Source organism: Burkholderia sp. Ed8 (assembly GCF_040761425.1).
Taxonomy (GTDB): domain Bacteria; phylum Pseudomonadota; class Gammaproteobacteria; order Burkholderiales; family Burkholderiaceae; genus Burkholderia; species Burkholderia seminalis.
Genome location: NZ_CP142886.1, coordinates 1,173,641 through 1,192,037 on the forward strand (window position 1 = coordinate 1,173,641; position 18,397 = coordinate 1,192,037).

Annotated in this window: 18 protein-coding genes; 2 read left to right on the forward strand and 16 right to left on the reverse strand. The window is 68.3% G+C overall.

Features of this window, described 5'->3' with window-relative positions:
* The first annotated feature begins 2 nt into the window (after positions 1-2).
* Together VXM69_RS19295 and VXM69_RS19300 are read left to right on the forward strand one after the other, a co-directional pair.
* Positions 3-257, forward strand: coding sequence for a glycine zipper 2TM domain protein (locus tag VXM69_RS19295; protein WP_034188223.1), 255 nt, complete (start codon positions 3-5; stop codon positions 255-257).
* 186 nt (positions 258-443) lie between these two features.
* The gene (locus VXM69_RS19300; RefSeq protein WP_200089457.1) at positions 444-818 is read left to right on the forward strand and encodes a hypothetical protein; all 375 of its coding nucleotides are present in this window, start codon (positions 444-446) and stop codon (positions 816-818) included.
* Between the two features lie 262 nt (positions 819-1,080).
* Here the strand turns inward: VXM69_RS19300 and VXM69_RS19305 are convergent, their stop codons facing one another.
* The 16 genes from VXM69_RS19305 to VXM69_RS19380 all read right to left on the reverse strand — a co-directional run bounded on the left by VXM69_RS19305 (position 1,081) and on the right by VXM69_RS19380 (position 18,385).
* Complete coding sequence (locus tag VXM69_RS19305; protein ID WP_367190043.1) at positions 1,081-4,107, reverse strand: type III restriction-modification system endonuclease; 3,027 nt, start codon at positions 4,105-4,107, stop codon at positions 1,081-1,083.
* On the reverse strand, positions 4,107-6,125 hold the full coding sequence (locus tag VXM69_RS19310) for a site-specific DNA-methyltransferase (RefSeq protein WP_367190044.1): 2,019 nt from the start codon (positions 6,123-6,125) through the stop codon (positions 4,107-4,109). Before VXM69_RS19310 ends, VXM69_RS19305 begins: the two co-directional genes overlap by 1 nt.
* A 350-nt stretch (positions 6,126-6,475) precedes the next feature.
* Positions 6,476-7,606, reverse strand: a complete 1,131-nt coding sequence (locus VXM69_RS19315; RefSeq protein WP_034188219.1) for a porin — start codon at positions 7,604-7,606, stop codon at positions 6,476-6,478.
* 287 nt (positions 7,607-7,893) lie between these two features.
* A complete protein-coding gene (locus tag VXM69_RS19320) occupies positions 7,894-8,571 on the reverse strand; it encodes a response regulator (RefSeq protein ID WP_034188218.1) in 678 nt (225 codons plus the stop codon).
* 13 nt (positions 8,572-8,584) lie between these two features.
* Entirely contained in the window at positions 8,585-9,952 is a 1,368-nt protein-coding gene (locus VXM69_RS19325) for a sensor histidine kinase (RefSeq protein ID WP_367190195.1), read from the reverse strand.
* A gap of 88 nt (positions 9,953-10,040) precedes the next feature.
* Positions 10,041-10,898 carry an ABC transporter permease gene (locus tag VXM69_RS19330; protein WP_124608637.1) on the reverse strand — a complete coding sequence of 286 codons (858 nt, stop codon included), beginning with the start codon at positions 10,896-10,898 and terminating at the stop codon, positions 10,041-10,043.
* A 38-nt stretch (positions 10,899-10,936) separates the two neighbouring features.
* Positions 10,937-11,734 carry an ABC transporter ATP-binding protein gene (locus tag VXM69_RS19335; RefSeq protein ID WP_367190045.1) on the reverse strand — a complete coding sequence of 266 codons (798 nt, stop codon included), beginning with the start codon at positions 11,732-11,734 and terminating at the stop codon, positions 10,937-10,939.
* Between the two features lie 112 nt (positions 11,735-11,846).
* Positions 11,847-12,851: an ABC transporter substrate-binding protein gene (locus tag VXM69_RS19340; RefSeq protein ID WP_034188260.1), complete on the reverse strand. Its 1,005-nt coding sequence runs from the start codon at positions 12,849-12,851 to the stop codon at positions 11,847-11,849.
* Between the two features lie 142 nt (positions 12,852-12,993).
* Entirely contained in the window at positions 12,994-13,776 is a 783-nt protein-coding gene (gene fliR / locus VXM69_RS19345) for a flagellar biosynthetic protein FliR (RefSeq protein ID WP_034188217.1), read from the reverse strand.
* 23 nt (positions 13,777-13,799) lie between these two features.
* Positions 13,800-14,072, reverse strand: a complete 273-nt coding sequence (gene fliQ / locus VXM69_RS19350; RefSeq protein WP_034188216.1) for a flagellar biosynthesis protein FliQ — start codon at positions 14,070-14,072, stop codon at positions 13,800-13,802.
* A 19-nt stretch (positions 14,073-14,091) separates the two neighbouring features.
* Positions 14,092-14,853, reverse strand: coding sequence for a flagellar type III secretion system pore protein FliP (gene fliP / locus VXM69_RS19355; RefSeq protein WP_034188215.1), 762 nt, complete (start codon positions 14,851-14,853; stop codon positions 14,092-14,094).
* A 36-nt stretch (positions 14,854-14,889) separates the two neighbouring features.
* Complete coding sequence (gene fliO, locus VXM69_RS19360) at positions 14,890-15,462, reverse strand: flagellar biosynthetic protein FliO (RefSeq protein WP_226229777.1); 573 nt, start codon at positions 15,460-15,462, stop codon at positions 14,890-14,892.
* Complete coding sequence (gene fliN, locus VXM69_RS19365) at positions 15,459-15,950, reverse strand: flagellar motor switch protein FliN (protein ID WP_034188213.1); 492 nt, start codon at positions 15,948-15,950, stop codon at positions 15,459-15,461. Before fliN ends, fliO begins: the two co-directional genes overlap by 4 nt.
* Complete coding sequence (gene fliM, locus VXM69_RS19370; protein WP_034188212.1) at positions 15,943-16,941, reverse strand: flagellar motor switch protein FliM; 999 nt, start codon at positions 16,939-16,941, stop codon at positions 15,943-15,945. The genes fliN and fliM overlap by 8 nt, the downstream gene beginning before the upstream one ends.
* A gap of 22 nt (positions 16,942-16,963) precedes the next feature.
* Positions 16,964-17,500, reverse strand: coding sequence for a flagellar basal body-associated protein FliL (gene fliL / locus VXM69_RS19375; protein ID WP_049033962.1), 537 nt, complete (start codon positions 17,498-17,500; stop codon positions 16,964-16,966).
* A gap of 162 nt (positions 17,501-17,662) precedes the next feature.
* On the reverse strand, positions 17,663-18,385 hold the full coding sequence (locus VXM69_RS19380; protein WP_034188210.1) for an LrgB family protein: 723 nt from the start codon (positions 18,383-18,385) through the stop codon (positions 17,663-17,665).
* Positions 18,386-18,397: the final 12 nt, after the last annotated feature.

Here is an 18,397-nt window from a genome sequence, read left to right on the forward strand (position 1 = left end):
ACATGAAACCCATTCGACACATCAGCGTGTATGCTGCGGCCGCTGCCGTGGCGCTCGCAACGATCGGCAACGCGCACGCGGCGGGCTGCATGAAGGGGGCGGTGGTCGGCGGGGTCGCCGGCCACTACGCGGGCCACCACGCGGTCGTCGGTGCGGTCGGCGGCTGTGTCGTCGGCCACCACATGGCGAAGAAGCAGGCGCAGGAGCAGGCCGCTCAGCACCGGGCGGCCGCGCAGGGCACGCAGCCGGCGCAATAAGACTTCATCACCGGGGCGGCGCCGAGGCGCCGCCACCGCCTGTTTCGTTTCCCGTTCACGCAGGACCCGGATTGATCCGACGAATGCGCGCCACGCGCGCCGTTACGATCATTTACAACGTCGTGCGGCGCGAATTTTGCGCGTTCATAGAATGCAGTCACACGAACGCGCTCCAGGGAGTACCAGATGAAACAGCCACGATATCTGTCCGTATTGACGGCCGCGCTGCTCGCGCTCGGCTCGGTGTCCGCGTACGCGGCGGCCGGCGGCAATGGCGGTGGCAACGGCGGCGGTCATGGCGCAGGCGGCTCGGGCGGCAACGCGGGCGGCATGTCCGGCGGCCACATGAGCGGTCAGGCGCTGAGCAACTCGAACGGCATGCGCGCGGGCGACCGCGACAAGGGCCTGTCGCGCGCAGCCGACCGCTCCGACACGATCGCCGACCGCGCCGGCGTGCAGCCGGGCCGCGGTCATACGCACGGGCATGCGCCAGGCCATACCGCGCATGCGTCGACGTCCGCGCATCGTTCGCATCACAACGCATTCGGCCGCACGCTGTAAGTACGGCGCACGCATGCGGGAAAAGGGAGAAGGGCGCTTCGGCGCCCTTTTTTCATGGCGGAAACGCAACGCCCCTGTTGCGCCGGAAGCTCGAGCCGACCCGATTTGCAACCAGCCGTAACCGCATGGCGCGCAGGCGAGAATACGGATCGCCTTCAAGCGGTCGGCAAAAGCGGAATCGATACGCGGCGCGCGCGTCGCAACGGCACCCGGCACGATCGACCGACGCAGAAAAAAGGGCGGCTCGCCGCCGCCCTTCGTCTTACCGCCCGGCGCCCGCCGGCGGCACCGCAGGCTCGAACAACGCGTCGGCCTGCCGCACGCGCACGAAGCGCGCCGCGCCGTCGCCGTCCACCAGCGCGCGGAAATGCGCTTCGCCGCACGCGAGCTTCGCGCGTTCGTGCTCGCTCGGCACCTGGCCGTCCGCATTCGGCGTATCGACGACGAAGTACAGCCGCTCGCCGCCGTCCTGTTCCGCGAGCACGGCCCAGTCGGGGTGATAGCTGCCGAGCGGTGTCTGCACGCGGAACCACGCGGGCAGCTTCGCGTACAGCTTCACGCCGTCGTGCGCCTCGAGCGCGTCGGCGAACGCGCGCTCCGCGTCCGTCTCGCACACGACCGCTTCGTGAATCGACTTCCGCGCATCGGGCCGCAGGTTGCGCAGATAACCGGTCAGCGCCTCGCTCTCGAACGATTCGAGCGCATGCACGTGGCGCTCGCCGAGCTTGCGGTACGCGATGCCCGCGACGAGCGCGTGGCGCTTGCAGCGGTTGATCGCCTCGGCCGCGACCGCGATGAACTGCTGCGGATTCACGCGGAAATCCTCGAGCCGGCCGCTGTCGGCCAGGATCGTCGCGAGCGAACGGCGCGTGAGCTGCGTGCGGTCCTGCAGCTCGGTGAGCAGGTCGGGCAGCGGCAGCTCGCCTTCGTCGATCAGCACCGTGCCGGCGCCGGCCACCTCGATCGCCTCGATGCCGGCCTTGCCGATGTCGATCTCGGCCTTGCGCCACTGCAGCCGCGCACGCGCGATGTCCGGCGCATCGCGCAAGGCGGCCGCGCAGTCGCGCACGAGTTTCGCGTTGTCGAACTCGACGCGGTACACGGTGCGATGGCGAATCCGGTCCCACAGCGACCGGAAATCCTCGCCGAACACGACGGCCTTGCCCGACGCATCGCGCCGCAACGCGATCGCGCGGCGCTCGTCGGCGTTGCGCACCGTGAAGCGGCCCGACAGCTTGCGCAGCGTCGCGACGATCGGCGCACGCAGCCTCTCGAACGCCTCGGGCAGCACCAGCGCGCTCTGGCGCAGTGCATCCTTCAGCCGGTCGAGCACCTTGCCCTGCGCGTCGACGTAGCCCTGCTCATGCAGGTGGTTCCACAGCACGCGCGACAGCTCGATGCCGAGCGCGTGCGCGGGCCCGTCGGCTTCCTGCACGGGCAGCGCCGCGAACTGGTGTTCCTCGACGATCCCGAAACGGATGCCCGTATCGGCCTCGATTTCCTTCTGCAGGTTTTCCGCGAACGACTCGTAGCGCTCGGTCGCGATCACGGTGAGCGTGTTCACGCCCGCGTCGCGCACGCGTTCGCCGTCCTGGTCGACCGCGAGGCGCAGCCCGCGGCCGAGCGTCTGGCGGCGCTCGCGCTCGGTCTGAATGTCGCGCAGCGTGCAGATCTGGAACACGTTCGGGTTGTCCCAGCCTTCCTTCAGCGCCGAGTGCGAGAAGATGAACTTCAGCGGCGTGTCGAACGACAGCAGCGCTTCCTTCTCGCGCATGATCAGGCCGTACGCGCGCTCCGCGTTCTCGCGCGCCGCCGCGCTGCTTTCGCTCGTGTCGGTCCAGCCGCCCTTGCGGTCGATCGAGAAGTAGCCGTTGTGCGCGCGCCCGACTTCGAGCGCGACGTCGACGCCGTCGAACAGCGCACGGTAGGCCGGCACGCGTGCCGCGCGCGCATATTCCTCCTCGAAGATCAGCGCGTAGTCGCCCTTCACGGGCATCCCGTTCTCGTCGTAGCGGCGATAACGCTCGACCGAATCGACGAAGAACAGCGACAGCACCTTCACGCCGCGCTCCGCGAGGCGCAGCTCCTTGTCGAGATGCTCGCGGATCGTGCGGCGGATCATCTCGCGCTGCACGGCGAGCGTGTCGATGTCGCCGAACGCCTCGCCGAGCGACAGGAACGCCTCGCCTTCCGGATGGCGCAGCTCGACGTACTCGGCACCCTTCACCGCGTGCACTTCGCCGATCCGCAGCCCCGCATACAGCGCGCGCCGGGTCAGGCGTTCGAGATCGTCGCCGTCGGTGACCGTCACGATCTGGCGCTTCACGCCGGCCGCCGTCGCGACGTCGAGCTCGACGCGCGCGCTGATCGCGCCGCGCCGGTTCGACACGCCGACGAGCCGCACGTACGGCTTGTTGTGCGCATCCTCGACGATCGCCGACGCGATCTCGATCTGCTTGACGAGCTTGCGCTCGTACGCGTCGACCGCGTCGAGCCGGTACACCATGTGGTGACGGTCGACGTGCGTGGCCGAGTAGCGCAGCGTGCAGAGCGGCGCCATCGCGGCGAGCGCTTCGCGGCCGCGCCCTTCGAGCCCGCCGTCGACGCTCTGCGGCTCGTCGACGATCACGATCGGCCGCGTCGCGCGGATCAGGTCGATCGGCTTCTCGCCGCCGGTCTTCTCGCTGTCCTTGTAGAGGTTGTTGATTTCCTTCTTGTTGATCGCGGCAACCGTCATCACCATGATCTGGATCGCCGCGCTCGCCGCGAAGTGGCGCACCTGGCCGAGCTTCGCCGAGTCGTACAGGAAGTAGTCGTACGGCACGCCCGCGTACAGCGCGCGGAAGTGATCCTCGGTGATGGACAGCGTCTTGTGCACGCCTTCCTTGATCGCGATCGACGGCACGACGATCACGAACTTCGTGAAGCCGTAGCGGCGGTTCAGCTCGAAGATCGTGCGCAGGTACACGTAGGTCTTGCCGGTGCCGGTCTCCATCTCGACGGTGAAGTCGCGCGAGCCGGGCAGGCCGGACGGCGGCAGGCCGCCGCGCAGCTGCACGTCGGCGAGATTGCGCGCGAGCGCGTCGTCGGTCAGCGACAGCCGGTTGCCGACCCCTTGCTCCGACACCGCGAAGCCGAGCGAACCTTGCGCCGCGGCCGTCGTGCCGGGCGCGGCGTTCGCGAGCACGCTGAAGTCGCCGCGATACGATTCCTGGCCGCGAAACAGGTCGCAGACGGCGTCGATCGCCTCGCGCTGGTAGTCGAGATCCGCTTCGAAATGCAGCCGCATCACAGGCTCCGCACGCGCTTCACGCCGTGCTGTTCGAGCAGCGCGGCGAGATTGAGCTTCGCGACGTCGTCGACGAAGCCGCTGTCGCGGAACAGGCACGTGACGTCGCGCGTCGCGCCGGTTGCGTCGAGCAGGTCGACGATGCCGTCGGCGAGCGGGCCCGCGTCGTCGCGCGCGATGCGCGCATCGAAGCACGCGACGATCGCGCGGCCGATCAGGTGCACGGTCTTGCCCGCCACCTGGTGATGCTCGACCGGCGTGCACAGGTCGAGGCCGAGCTTCAGCGTCAGCTCCGCGAGCAGGTCGTCCTCGGTGCGGCCGGTCTTCACGTGCTCGACGGATGCGAAAAGGGCGTGGTCGAAATCGTCGCGGCGCGGATCCCACTCGATCACGTTGGTGGTGTCGAGCCGGTACACGCGAAAGCCCAGGTCGCCATAACTTTCCGGATAGTCGCGCGCGACCTGCTGCGCGGCGCGGCGCAGGCGCTCCTTGGTCACTTCGGCGAGCGTCAGCGGCTTTTTCAGCTTCGCGCAGAAATCGGCGGCCGCCTGCTGCGTCTTGTCGCGGCGGTCGAGCGCCTCGGGCAGCTGCACGAGGATGTAGCGGCGCGCGCCGCCGTCGGTGGCGTTCACCTGCATCACCGCGTGGCCGGTCGAGCCGGAGCCCGCGAAGCAGTCGAGCACGATGTCGTCGCCGCGCGTGCACCAGCCGATCACGGCCGCCGCGAAATCGACCGGCTTCGGCAGGTCGAACGGGATGCCGAGCGTCTTCAGGAGCGCGTCGTCGGAGCCGGCGAACGGCAGCACCGACGGCACGTTCTCGTACATGTTCTCGTCGAGGTAGTAGATCCGCTGCGGCTGCGTGGTCTCGTCCGCGCCGAATTCGATCTGGCCGCGCTCGATCAGCGCCTGCATCGTCGCGGGCGGGTTGCGCCAGCCGCGCGCGGGCATCGCGCACGGCTTGCCGGTGACCGGATGGATCAGCGGCGTGAAATACTCTTCCGGCGCCTTCTTCTTGTTCGGCCAGGCCATCGACACGAGGCGGTACACGCGGCCTTCCTCCGACAGCCGGTCGTACATCACTTCGCCGCCGGACAGGTTGGTCTGCGCCTTCATCCACGCGCGATACGCCTTCTGCGCGTCCTTCGCGTTGCCGCTGCGGTACATGGCGTCGTGCGCGGCATCGAGCATGCGCTGGGCGTTGCGCTTCGGGCGCTTGAGCGGCGCGCGTTCGAGCAGCGTCTCGGCGTTGCGCGCGAACAGCACCAGCGATTCGTGCTGGTATGCGACGCCGCGCGCGTCGCCCTTCGGATTGCGCTTGTCCCACACGGCCACGCCGAGCTCGTTCTCCTCGCCGAAGATCTCGCGCAGCATCAGCACGAGCGCATGCACTTCATGCTCGTCGATGTGCACCGCGATCAGCCCTTCGTCGGACAGCAGCGCGTGCGCGAGCTTCAGGCGCGGATACATCATGTTCAGCCAGTCGGTGTGGAACCGGCCGTTCGCCTCGGTGTTGGTGCTGCGCTTCACGCCGCCCTGGGTCTGCCCGGTCATCGCCAGGTAGTGGCGGATGCTGTCGCTGAAGTCGTCCGGATAGACGAAATCGCTGCCGGTGTTGTACGGCGGGTCGATGTAGACGAGCTTCACCTTGCCGGCATAACTCTTGTGCAGCAGCTTCATCACGTCGAGGTTGTCGCCCTCGATCACGAGGTGGCGCGTGTCGTCCCACGCGACGCTGTCGTCGGGGCAGGGCCGCAGCGTGCCGGTCGACGGCGTGAGCGCGGCCTGGCGCGCGCCGCGCTTGCCGTGCCAGTGGAAGCCGTAGCGCTCGTCGGCGTCGCCGACCGTGCGTTCGCCGACCAGCGCCTGGAGCACGTCGACGTCGACCGACGCGCCGTCCGGCCCTTCGGTCACGAGTTCGGGGAACAGCGCCTTCAGGCGCGCGACGTTGTCGGCGGTGAAATCCGTCGACATCGCCTGCGGGCTGGCCGCATCGAGTTTCTGCATCGTCTTTTCCATCGGAGCCCGGCCGCGCGCGCCAGGACGTCGGGCGCGCTCACGGCACCGGCGGCAATAGCCACCCGGGCAAACCCGAAACGCTAGCGAGTCGGTCGGCGCAGGTCAAGCGCCGATGTGGGCCGAGCGTGCGCGCATCGGCCGCGATCGCCCGCCGGACGGGCCGCCAGCGGATTCGGGCCGGTTGTCGCACGCAGCGGCCGGCGGCCGTGCCGCGGGCGTTCAGCGGCGCGCTGGAAAGCACGAAAAAAAGGGCACGGTTGGCGTCTGGCGCCGGCGTGCCCGCATGGAGAATCCCGGATGGAGGGTGCGGCGGGGCCCGGCAGGCCCCGCCCGGATGGCCGGCGCTCAGATCAGAAGCGCGTGCGGATGCCCGACGTCAGTTCGAGCTGGTTCTTCGCGCCGAACGTCGACGACACCGTGTAGCCGCCGTGCAGCTTCATGTAGTCGCCGGCCAGGTACACCTCGGTGCGCTTGCTCAGGTGATAGAACACCGACCCGTAGATCGTCTCCTTGAAGCCGTTGGCGACGCCGTTGGTCAGGCTGAACGCGCCGAGGTTCGCGTTCGGCGTGAAGCCGTCCGCGTTGTTCGCGGCATTCTTGACGCGCATCTGCTGGTAGCCGAGCTCGTAGTCGAGCGCGCCCGGCGGCGCCACCTTCACCGACACCGTCCACGAATCGTCGTGGCGCTGGCCGAGCGAGCCCTGGTCGCCGTTGTAGCGGAAGTAGCCGGCATTCAGGCGCACGATGCTGAACGTGTAGTTGCCGCCGACCGAGAACGTCTGGTTCCGGAAGCCGTTGTGGTTCACGTGGTTGTAGAAGCCCGACACGTTGAACGGCCCGCCGTTGTAGCCGAGCGCGGCCTGGTACGCGGAGCCGGTCGCGAACGAGGTCGAGTTGCTGAACTGGTAGCCGGCGCTCGCGAAGATGCCGTTGCTGAACAGCTTCTTCCACGCGATGCCGTTGTTGTAGCGCGTACCGGTCGGGCCGGCCGCGTAGAAGATCATCTGCTTGAAGTTGTTCGAGTTGGTCCAGCCGCCTTCCTCGGTCGACAGCTTCGCGGAACCGTACGGGTCGCCGTAGATCGCGGCCGAATCGCGCGCGATCGTGTTCTGGAAGCCGGCCGTCAGCTTGCCGAAGCGCTCGTCCTCGACACCCACCCATGCGTCGCGGTCGAAAATCTGGCCTTCGTCTTCCATCTGGCCGTTCGCGACCACGAATTCGCTTTCGAGGCGGAAGATGACCTTGGTGCCGCCGCCGATGTCTTCGGCGCCGCGCAGGCCCCAGCGGCTGCCGCTGAACCACGGCTCGCCTTCGTTGCCCATCCCGATCACGTGATTGCCGTTCGCGTCGGCGTGGGTCCGGTAGGTCGGAAAGCTCAGGTCCATCAGCCCGTAGAGCTGCACGCTCGACTGCGCATGCGCCTGGGTGCCGGCGCACAGGCCGGCCGCCGCGATGGAAAGGGCAAGGGTTTTTCGTTTCAAGATCGTCTCCTCCGAGCTGCCGCATTGAAATCTGGTCGTTGGCAGTACGTAATGTATGCCTATGCCGACTCTTGCCGGCCACAGCGAGAGGGCCGACGCGTAGCATCGTAGAGCGTGCAATCCTTCACGACGCTTTCCCGGACGCAACAATCGGATCGGTGAAAACACCGAACGCGCGACCATCACGGATCGGGCGGGCGCGCGCAAGCGGGCCTGCCGGGCATCCGGCTGGCCTGGTCAACCTTTCGTGCTACGAATCGACGTTTCGTGCGACGGGAGCGCGCCCGTCAGTCCTGCGTGCTCTTCATGCGCAGGATGTAACCGAGCCCGCGCAACGTGATGATTTCGGCCGTGCTGCCCGCGAGATGCTTGCGCAGCCGGTGGATGTAGATGTCGATCGCGTCGGCGCTCGGCTCGTCGTCGAGCGCGAACACGCTGTCCATCAGCCGCGCCTTCGACACCGTCTTGTTCTGCTGCAGCATCAGCGTTTCGAGGATCGCATGCTCGCGGCGGCGCAGCGCCAGCACCGTTTCGCCGCAGCGGAATTCGCGCGTGCCGAATGCGTAGACGAGGTCGCCGCACACGAGCTGCGTCGTGCCGACGCCGGCCTGCCGGCGGATCAGCGCGCGGATTCTCGCGACGAGTTCGCGCGACTCGAACGGCTTCACGACGTAATCGTCGGCGCCCGCGCCGAAGCAGTCGACCTTGTCGTCGACCGAACCGTGCGCGGTCAGCATCAGCACCGGCACGTTGTCGTTGCGGCGCCGCAGCCGCGCGAGCACCTCCTTGCCGCTGATGCCGGGCAGCCGCATGTCGAGCAGCACGGCGTCGTAGCGTTCGGTCTTCAGCACGGTGTCCGCGCGTTCGCCGTCGCCGACGCAGTCGACCGCGAAATCCTCGCCGCGCAGCAGGTTCACGATCCAGTGCGCGAGTTCGGCGTTGTCTTCGACCAGCAGGAGTTTCATGACGGCTTTCTCTTCAATCGTAGGCGGGCAGCCGTACGGTCACGACGATACCGCGATTGCCGGGCCCCGGCGCAAGCGACGCGCTGCCGCCGTGCGCCTGCGCGATCTCGCGCACGATCGCGAGCCCGAGGCCCGAGCCCTCGGTGTCGGCCGACACGCGGTAGAACCGCTTGAACACGTGCGGCCGCGCTTCGGCCGGGATGCCGGGGCCGTTGTCGACCACGTCGAGCACGACCGCGTCGCCGTCGCGCCGCGCGCAGACGGTCACGCAGCCGCCCGGCTGCGTGTAGCGCACCGCGTTGTCGACGAGGTTCATCACCAGCGCGGTCAGCAGGCTGTCGCTGCCGGCGACGTCGAGCCGCTCGCCGAGATCGGCGCCGAGGTCGATGTCGCGCCGCTGCGCAAGCACGATCGTCTCCTCCAGCACGCTCGACACCACGGCCGCGAGATCGACGCGATGGGTCAGGAGCGTCGACGGCGTCGCTTCCGCATGCGCGAGCAGCAGCAGCTTGTCGGTCACGTCGGCCATCTTGCGGCTGCTGCGCTGCATGCTGTCGAGCACCGTCGCCAGCTCAGGATCGTCGTGCCCGCGCTGCTGCGCATACTGGATCTGCGTATCGAGCACCGCGATCGGCGTGCGCAGCTGGTGCGCCGCATCCGCGATGAAGCGGCGCTGCGTGGCGGTGTGCATGTTCAGCCGCGCGATGCACTGGTTGATCGCGTCGACGATCGGCCGCAGTTCGTGCTGCAACCGCTCGGGGCGGATCGGCTCCAGCTCCATCGGCCCGCGGTCGGCCACGTCGTCCTTCAGCTTCATCAGCGGGCGCAGCTCGAACGTGAGGCCGAGAGTCACGAGCACCACCGCGAGCACCAGCATCAGCGACAGCCGCACGAGCTGCGGCCGCCAGATCGTCGCGACCATCGCGCCGTGCGAGCGCGTCGTCTTCGCGACGACCACCGTGACCGTCTCGACCTGTCCCTCGTCGTACAGCTGGCGATCGTAGGCCACCGCGCGCAGCGGCACGCCGTCGAGCGACGTGTCGTACAGCGTCGGCTCGACGCCGTGCCGCGCGGGCAGCTCGAGGGCCGGATTGCCGGCGAGCAGGCGCTCGTGGCCGTCGATCACCTTGTAGAACACCGAATCGCCCGACGGCGACTCGAAGATCTCCAGCGCGGCCGGCGGCACGTCGGCCATCGGCCGTCCATTGCGCCATTCAACGTCCTCGCCGATCGTGCGCGCCGATGCGACGAGCGCGCTGTCCTGCACGAGCCCGGCCGTGGTCCGCGCGGTGTCGTACGACATCGCGCCCGCGATCAGCACGAACACCGCGAGCGGCAGCAGCAGCCACCACAGCAGCCGCCCGCGCAGGCTGTGCGCCATCCCGTTGTGCTCCTTCTCCGCAATGCCGAACCGCGCCGGGGTCGCCGGCGCGGTCGGAAGTGTCATGTCAGGCGTGCACCGGCGGCGTTCAGAACGCCGCGGGCCGCCACTTCAACAGCCGCTTCTCGAGCCAGGTCAGCAGGTAGTCGGCGGCCAGCGCGACCACGGCCAGCACGATCATCGCCGCGAACACGCCGCTCGCGTTGAACGCGCCCTGGGCGGTGGAGATTAGCAGCCCGATGCCCTGCTTGGAACCCAGGAATTCGCCGACCACCGCGCCGACCAGCGCGAAACCGAAACTCACGTGCAGGCTCGCGAGAATCCAGCTCAGCGCGGACGGGATCACGACGGCCGTGGTGATCTGCCGGCGCGACGCACCGAGGATCTGCGCATTCGCGATCAGGTAGCGGTCGGCTTCGCGCACGCCCTGGAACGCGTTGCCGAACACGACGAAGAACACCATCACGACGGCCAGCGCGATCTTCGACGCCATCCCGAGGCCGAGCGCGATCACGAAGATCGAGCCGAGCACGACGCGCGGGATCGAGTTCGCGATCTGGATGTACAGGCCGAACACGTCGGCCATCAGCTTGTTGCGGCCGAGCACGATCCCGCAGATCACGCCGGCGACCGAGCCGATCACGAAGCCGATCCCGGTTTCCTCGAGGGTGACCCATACCTGCGTGAGCAGCGGGCCCTGCGACGTGCCGTTCACGAACCAGTCGCGGATCTGCTCGAAGATCAGCGACGGCATCGAGAAGAAGAACGGATCGATCCACTTGAGCCGTGCGGCGAGTTCCCACCCGCCCAGCACGACGACCAGCACGGCGATCCGCAGCGTGACGATCAGGTTGCGCCGGCGTCGCAGCCGGCGTTGCGCGGCGCGCTCGTCGTCCTCGAGCGTCGTCGCCGGAATGGCGGTGGGGGGAAGCGTCATGTCGGTCATGCTCCTGTCCTTGCTGTCCTTGCCGTGCGGCGTATGCGTCAGCCGATCTGCACTTCTTCGCGCAGGTCGTGCCAGATGTCCTTGGAAATTTCGATGAAGCGCGTGTCGTAGCGGATCTCCGACGTGACGCGCGGGCGCGGCAGGTCGATCTCGTATACGCGCTTGAGCGTCGCGGGGCGCGCGGTCAGCACGAACACGCGGTCGGCGAGCGCGATCGCCTCTTCGAGATCGTGCGTGACGAACACGACCGAGCCCTTGTTCGCGGACCAGAGCTGCAGCAGCTCGTCCTGCATCAGCGTGCGCGTCTGCATGTCGAGCGCGGAGAACGGCTCGTCCATCAGCAGGATTTCCGGCTGGTTGATGAAGGTCTGCGCGAGCGCGACGCGCTTCCTCATCCCGCCGGACAACTGGTGCGGGTAGTGCTTCGTGAACTTGTCGAGGCCGACCTTGCGGATCCATTCCTCGGCCTGCGCATACGCGACGTCCTTCGAGCGGCCGCGAAACAGCGGGCCCGCCGCGACGTTGTCGATCACGTTGCGCCACGGGAACACCGCGTCGGCCTGGAACACGAAGCCGATGCGCGGGTCGATCCCGTCGACCGGACGCCCCATCACGCGCACTTCGCCCGACACGGGCTCGAGCAGCCCGGTGATCAGGTTCAGCGTCGTGGACTTGCCGCAGCCGGTCGGCCCGACGATCGCGATGAACTCGCCGCGCGCGACGCTCATGCTGAAGTCGCGCAGCGCGACGGTGGCCTTGCCTTCCGGCGAAATGAAGCGGCACGACACGTTGCGAAACTCGATCGCCGGTGTGCTCGGGGAGACTGCCTGGTTCATCGCATTCGTCCTGCGGGTGAAGAGGGCGTCGCAGCGTGACGACGCCGGGCCGGCCAGCCGGACCGGAACGGGGAGCGCACGGCGGCGGGATCGCCGCCGCCGGCGCCGCGCGTTACTTCGCGTTCACGAAATCGTTCGTGAAGGTGCGCGCGAGGTCGATGTGCTTGCCCTTCACCGACGGGTTGAACGCGGACAGCACCTTCAGCACGGTCGCCGGGCCGTCGGCCGGCATCCTGCCGTCGGCCGTATACATCGGCAGCGACGCCTTCAGCGCGGACACGTACAGCGCCTTGTCCTTCTGGTAGTCGGCCGGCATCTTCGCGGCGATGTCCTCGGCGCTGTGCGTGTGGATGAACTGCATCGTCTTCGCGAACGCGTGCGCGAGCTTGGTCGCTTCCGCCTTGTGCGCATCGGCCCACGCGGACTGCACGTACAGGCTTGCGGCCGGGTAGGTGCCGCCGAGCGCGGCGCGCGTGCCTTCCAGCGTGCGCAGGTCGACCAGCACCTTCGCGTCGCCCATCTTCTCGAGCGCGGACACCGTCGGCTCGGTCGTCATGCCGGCATCGATGCGGCCCTGCTTGATCGCGGCGATGAAGCTCGCGTCGGCGCCGACCGGCAGCATCGTGTACTGCGTCGACGGCACGCCGTGCTGCAGTGCAAGGTATTGCGTGAGGAAGCTCGTCGACGAGCCGAGGCCCGTCACGCCGAGCGTCTTGCCCTTCGCGTCGGCCATCGACTTGAACGTCGGCGCGGCCTTGGTCGACACCATCTCGACTTCGCCCGGCACCTGGCCGAACACGGCGATCGCCTTCACGTCCTTGCCCTTGCTCTGCAGGTCGATCGTGTGGTCGTAGAAGCCGACGACGCCCTGTACGGCGCCCGCCAGCAGCTCGTTCTCGGCGTCGACGCCGGCCGGCTGCGACAGCAGCTCGACATCGAGCCCTTCGGCCTTGAAGTAGCCGAGCTCCTGCGTGAGCCGCGCGGGCAGGTAGATCAGCTTCGCGATCCCGCCGACCATGATCGTGATCTTGCCGCCGTCGTCGGCGAAAGCGGGGTGAGCGGCAAGCGCGCAGCTCAGGCTGGCTGCCACGGCGAGGGTGCGCAGGATGGGTCGCATCGGGTCGTCTCCGTTCGTTGTATTCGTCTGGCGCGATGCGTGCTGCATCGTCACGACGAGTATAGGGACGCGAAACCTTCCGCTACCTTTCGCGGGCCGGCGATTCCTTTAGGGGTTTTCCAGCAACGGGGGCCGGATGCGGCTAGCGCCAGCCGGTCAGAGTCCGCCCCATCGCATCGAGCCCCATGTCGAACAGGTGCGACACGAACGGCACGAGGTTCGGGATCATCAGTTGCACGAGCAACAGCCCGACGAGCATCGTGACGGGGAAGCCGACCTGGAATACGCCGATCTGCGGCGCCGCGCGGTTCAGGATGCCGAGCGCGAGGTTCGCGATCAGCAGCGCGGTGACGACCGGCAGCGCGAGCAGCAGCCCCATCTCGAACACGGTCGCGCCGAACGCGGCGAGCGTGCGCCAGCCGGGCGCGTGCAGCAGGTCGGCCGACACCGGCAGCGACTGGAACGATGCGGCGAGCGCCGCGAACACCTGCAGGTGGCCGTCCACCGCGAGGAACGCGAGCATCGCGATCGCGTTCAGGAAGCGGCCCAGCACCGGTGTCGCCCCGTTCGAATGCGGATCGAAGAAAGTCGCGAAACCGAGCCCCATCGACAGCCCGATGAAGTCGCCGGCCGCCTCGACGGCCGCGAACACGAGCTGCATCGTGAAGCCCATCGCGATGCCGATCAGGAACTGCGTGACGACGATCCAGATGCCCTGCGCGGAGAACACGGTGACGTCCGGCATCGCGCCGAGCGTCGGCGCGACGACCAGCGCCATGAATGCGGCAATGCCGATCTTCACGCGCACGGGCACCGACGCGTGGCCGACGACGGGCGCCGTCGCGACGAGCGCGAGCATCCGCACGAACGGCCACAGGAAGGCGGTGAGCCAGCCGTTGAGCTGCGCGTAGGTAACCGAGAACATGGCCGCCGGGCGGTGCGCGCGGCTCAGCCGGCGCCGAGCGTCGCGACGTGCAGCAGCGTCTGGCGCAGGTAGTCGAGCATCGTCGTCAGCATCCACGGGCCGGCGATCACGAGCGTCGCGGCGACCGCGAGCAGCTTCGGGATGAACGACAGCGTCGATTCGTTGATCTGCGTCGCGGCCTGGAACAGGCTCACGACGAGGCCGACCACGAGCGCGACCAGCAGCAGCGGGGCCGCGAGCAGCAGGCCGATCATCATCGCCTGGTGCGCGAGGGTCATCACTTGTTCGGGCGTCATCGCGCGAATCCTCCGTCGCTTACGTGAAGCTCTGCGCGAGCGAGCCGATCAGCAGCTGCCAGCCGTCGACCAGCACGAACAGCATTAGCTTGAACGGCAGCGACACGGTGGACGGCGACACCATCATCATCCCCATCGACATCAGCACGCTCGCGACGACCATGTCGATGATCAGGAACGGGATGAAGACCGTGAAGCCGATCTGGAAGCCGGTCTTCAGTTCGCTCGTGACGAACGCGGGCACCAGCAGCGACAGCGGCACGTCCTCGGGGCCCTGCATCGGCGCGGCCTTCGAGATCTTCGCGAACAGCGCGAGGTCGGTCTCGCGGGTCTGCTTCAGCATGAAGGTCTTGAACGGCGCGACGCCGCGCTGCACGGCCTGCTCCATCGGCATCGAGCCGTCGGAGAACGGCTTGTAGCCGTCGTTGTACGCACGGTCGAGCACCGGCGACATCACGAAGAAGGTGAGGAACATCGCGAGGCCGACGAGCACCTGGTTCGGCGGCGTCGTCGCGGTGCCGAGCGCCTGGCGCAGCAGCGACAGCACGATGATGATGCGCGTGAAGCTCGTCATCATCAGCAGCATCGCCGGCAGGAACGACAGCATCGTGAGCAGCAGCATCGTCTGCACGCTCAGCGAATAGGTGGTGCCGCCATGCGGGCCCGGGCTCGCGTTGAACGCGGGCAGGCCGTTCGCCTGCGCGCAGGCGAGCGCCGGGGCGAGGCAGAGGATCAGCACGGGCGCGACGCGCGCCGCGCGACGCAGGAATGCGTGTTTCATCGGAATGCGGAGACGGAAAGAGGGCGCGGCGCCATGTCAGCGGTCCTTGCCGCGACCGAGGCGCTTCACGGCTTCGCCCGCGAGCGCGTCGCGGAACCGCGAGCCGAACGTGCCGGGCAGGCCGCCGTCGGACGGGTTGCCGCCGGCGGGCGCGTCGGCCGAAGCCGGCGCCGTTGCAGTGGCCGAAGCCGAGCCGGCCGGCAGCGTATGCAGCAGGCGCACGCTGCCCGGTGCGACGCCGAGCACGAGCCAGGTGTCGCCGATCTCGACGATCGTCGCGTTTTCCTTCGCGCCGACCGCGACGCTCGACACGACCTTCAGCGGGCCGCCGCGCCGCGCGGGCTGGAAGCCGAAGCGGCGCGCGAGCCACGCGCAGGCGAACACGAGGCCGATCACGACCGCGAGCCCGACGAGCGTCTGCAGCACCGCGCCGATGCCGAGCGACGGCGCGGCCGAGCCGACCATCACGCTCGATGCGATCGAGCCGGCATGGTTCACCGCGTTCATGTCGGCGGCCCCGGCCGGCGTGCACGCGAGCGATGCGGCGACGGCAGGCGCCGCCGCTGCAATCGCGTTGCGCACGCGGCGGCCGGGCTTCACGACGGTCATCGATTCAGCTTCCGGATGCGTTCGGCCGGCGTGATGATGTCGGTCAGGCGGATGCCGAACTTGTCGTTGACGACCACGACCTCGCCCTGCGCGATCAGGCAGCCGTTCACGAGCACGTCCATCGGCTCGCCGGCGAGGCCGTCGAGCTCGACGACGGAACCCTGCGCGAGCTGCAGCAGGTTGCGGATCGCGATCTTCGTGCGGCCGAGCTCCACGGTCATCTTGACCGGGATGTCGAGGATCATCTCGATGTCGTTGTGCGTCGAGCTCGCGGCGGCCTTCGACAGCGGCTGGAACACGCCGGCGCCCGTCGCGCCCGCCTGCACCGGCTGCTGGTTCTGCTCGGCGAGTGCGGCCGCCCAGTCGTCCAGGCCGGGATCTTCCTCCGCCGCGGCCGGGGCCGCCTGCGCGTCGCCGGCCGAAGCCGCGAGGGCCGCGTCGGCCATCGCCTGGATGTCGTCGTCGGGCGTCTGGTTCAGCTCACTCATATCCACCTTCCTTCATCGTATCGCCCGCGCTGATCATCTTCTGCACGCGCAATGCGTATTGACCATTGAAAATTCCGTAGCCGCATTCCATCACCGGCACGCCGTCGACCTTCGCGGTGATCGTGTCCTCGATCTCCAGCGGCAGCACGTCGCCCGCGCGCAGGTTCAGGATCTTCTCGAAGGTCGACGAGATCTCGGCGAGATTCGCGGTCAGCTCGACCTCGGCGGCCTGCACCTGCTGCGACAGCACGCGCACCCAGCGGCGGTCGACTTCGAGCGCCTCGCCCTGGATCGGCGACGCGAGCACGTCGCGGATCGGCTCGACCATCGAATACGGCATGCAGATGTGCAGCGTGCCGCCCGTCGGCCCGAACTCGATCGAGAACTGCGTGACGATCACGATCTCGTTCGGCGTCGCGACGTTCGCGAACTGCGTGTGCATTTCCGAGCGCACGAATTCGAACTGCAGCGGCCGCACGCTCTTCCATGCGGTCGTGTAGTGCTCGAACACGAGGTTCAGCAGCTTGCCGATGATCCGCTGCTCGGTGGCCGTGAAGTCGCGGCCCTCGACGCGCGTGTGGAAGCGCCCGTCGCCGCCGAACAGGTTGTCGACGACGAAGAACACGAGGTTCGGGTCGAACACGAACAGCGACGTGCCGCGCAGCGGCTTCACGTGCACCAGGTTCAGGTTCGTCGGGATCGGCAGGTTGCGGGTGAACTCGCTGTACTTCTGCACCTTCACCTGGCTGACGGAGATTTCCGCCGTGCGCCGCATGAAGTTGAAGATGCCGATCCGCAGCAGGCGCGCGAAGCGGTCGTTGATGATCTCGAGGCCGGGCATCCGGCCGCGGACGATCCGCTCCTGCGTCGCGATGTTGTAGGGGCGGACGCCCGATGTGTCGCGCTGCTCGTCGACCGAATCGGCTTCGCCCGTGACGCCCTTGAGGAGGGCATCGACCTCCTCCTGGGACATGAACTCCTGGTGACCCATACGCGCTCCTTTGGCGGCCGCGTTACTGGACGACGAATTCGGTGAACAGCACGTCGTCGACCTTCGCGCGCTGGTTGCCCGGCTGCGTCGGCTGCTCGATCAGGTCCCGCAGTTCCTTCGCGAGCGAGCGTTTGCCGTCCGGCGTCGCGAGTTCCTCGGGATGCTTGTTCGACAGCGCGAGCAGGATCCGGCTGCGGATCTCCGGCATCCGCGCGGTCAGTTGCTCCTGCGCCTTCGGATCGGTGAGCTTCAGCGACAGGCCGACGCGCAGGTAGTGCTGCATGCCGTCGTCGGACTGCAGGTTCACGGTCAGCGGGTCGAGCGGGAAGAACACCGGCGCGGCCAGCGGCGGCGGCTCGGCCGGCGCGCTCGCATGGCCGACGCCCGCCTTGCTCAGGAACACGTACATGCCGCCGGCGGCGGCGGCAGCCGCGCCCAGCGCGATGACGGCGATGAGCGCGATGCGCTTGAACTTGCCGGACGAAGCCGGCTTGTCGGCGGTCGGGTTTGCAGTCGTGGAGGCCATGTGAATGCGTGCGTGATGTCTCGTAGCATGCATTGTTCGGCATCCGGGCCGAGCCCGATGGGCGGAAAAGAGGGGGGATTTGCGGCTATCTCAGCCGATTGTCGGCCGGGTGTCGGCCGGATGCTGGGCAGCGGGGCCGGCGGAGCGCGGCGGGACGGCGCGCCGGGCGGGCGTCGGCCGGCCGGCGCGGGGGTGTCAGATCGGCAGCAGCGTGAGCAGCGGCGCGATCAGCACCATCGCGACGCCCGCGATCATCATCGTCAGGCTCGACACGACGCCTTCCTCGCTGCCGATCTCGCGCGCCTTCGCGGTGCCCACGCCGTGGGCGGCCGCGCCGAACAGCGCGCCGCGCGCGAGCCGGGTGCGCATCGGCACGAGTGCGAGCACGAGCTCGCCGAGCAGCATCCCGCAGAGGCCGGTCGCGATCACGAAGAGGGCCGTGAGATCCTTCGGCGCGTGGATCTTGTCCGACACGGCGAGCGCGAACGGCGTCGACACCGAGCGCGTCATCAGCGAGCGCTGCAGCTCGGGCGACAGGTGCAGCAGCTTCGCGAGCAGCAGCGACCCGCATACGCCCGCGGTGATCCCGACCGCGACGCCGACCGACAGCGACAGCCAGTGGCGGCGGATCAGGTCGCGATATTCATAGATCGGCACCGCGAACGCGATCGTCGCCGGCCCGAGCAGCCACATCAGCCAGCGCGTATCGCGGAAGTAGACCGAATACGGGATGCCGGTCAGCAGCACCAGCAGCACCAGCACGCCCGGCACGAACACGAGCGGCGAGAACAGCAGTGTCTTCTTGTACGCATAGAGCCGCTTCGACACGAAGTACAGCACGACCGTCAGCACGAAGCAGCCGAGGGAGATCGCGGTGTTCACGCGGTCGGCGGGCAGGTTCGATAGCGCGGCGAGCATGGTCGGCTCCGG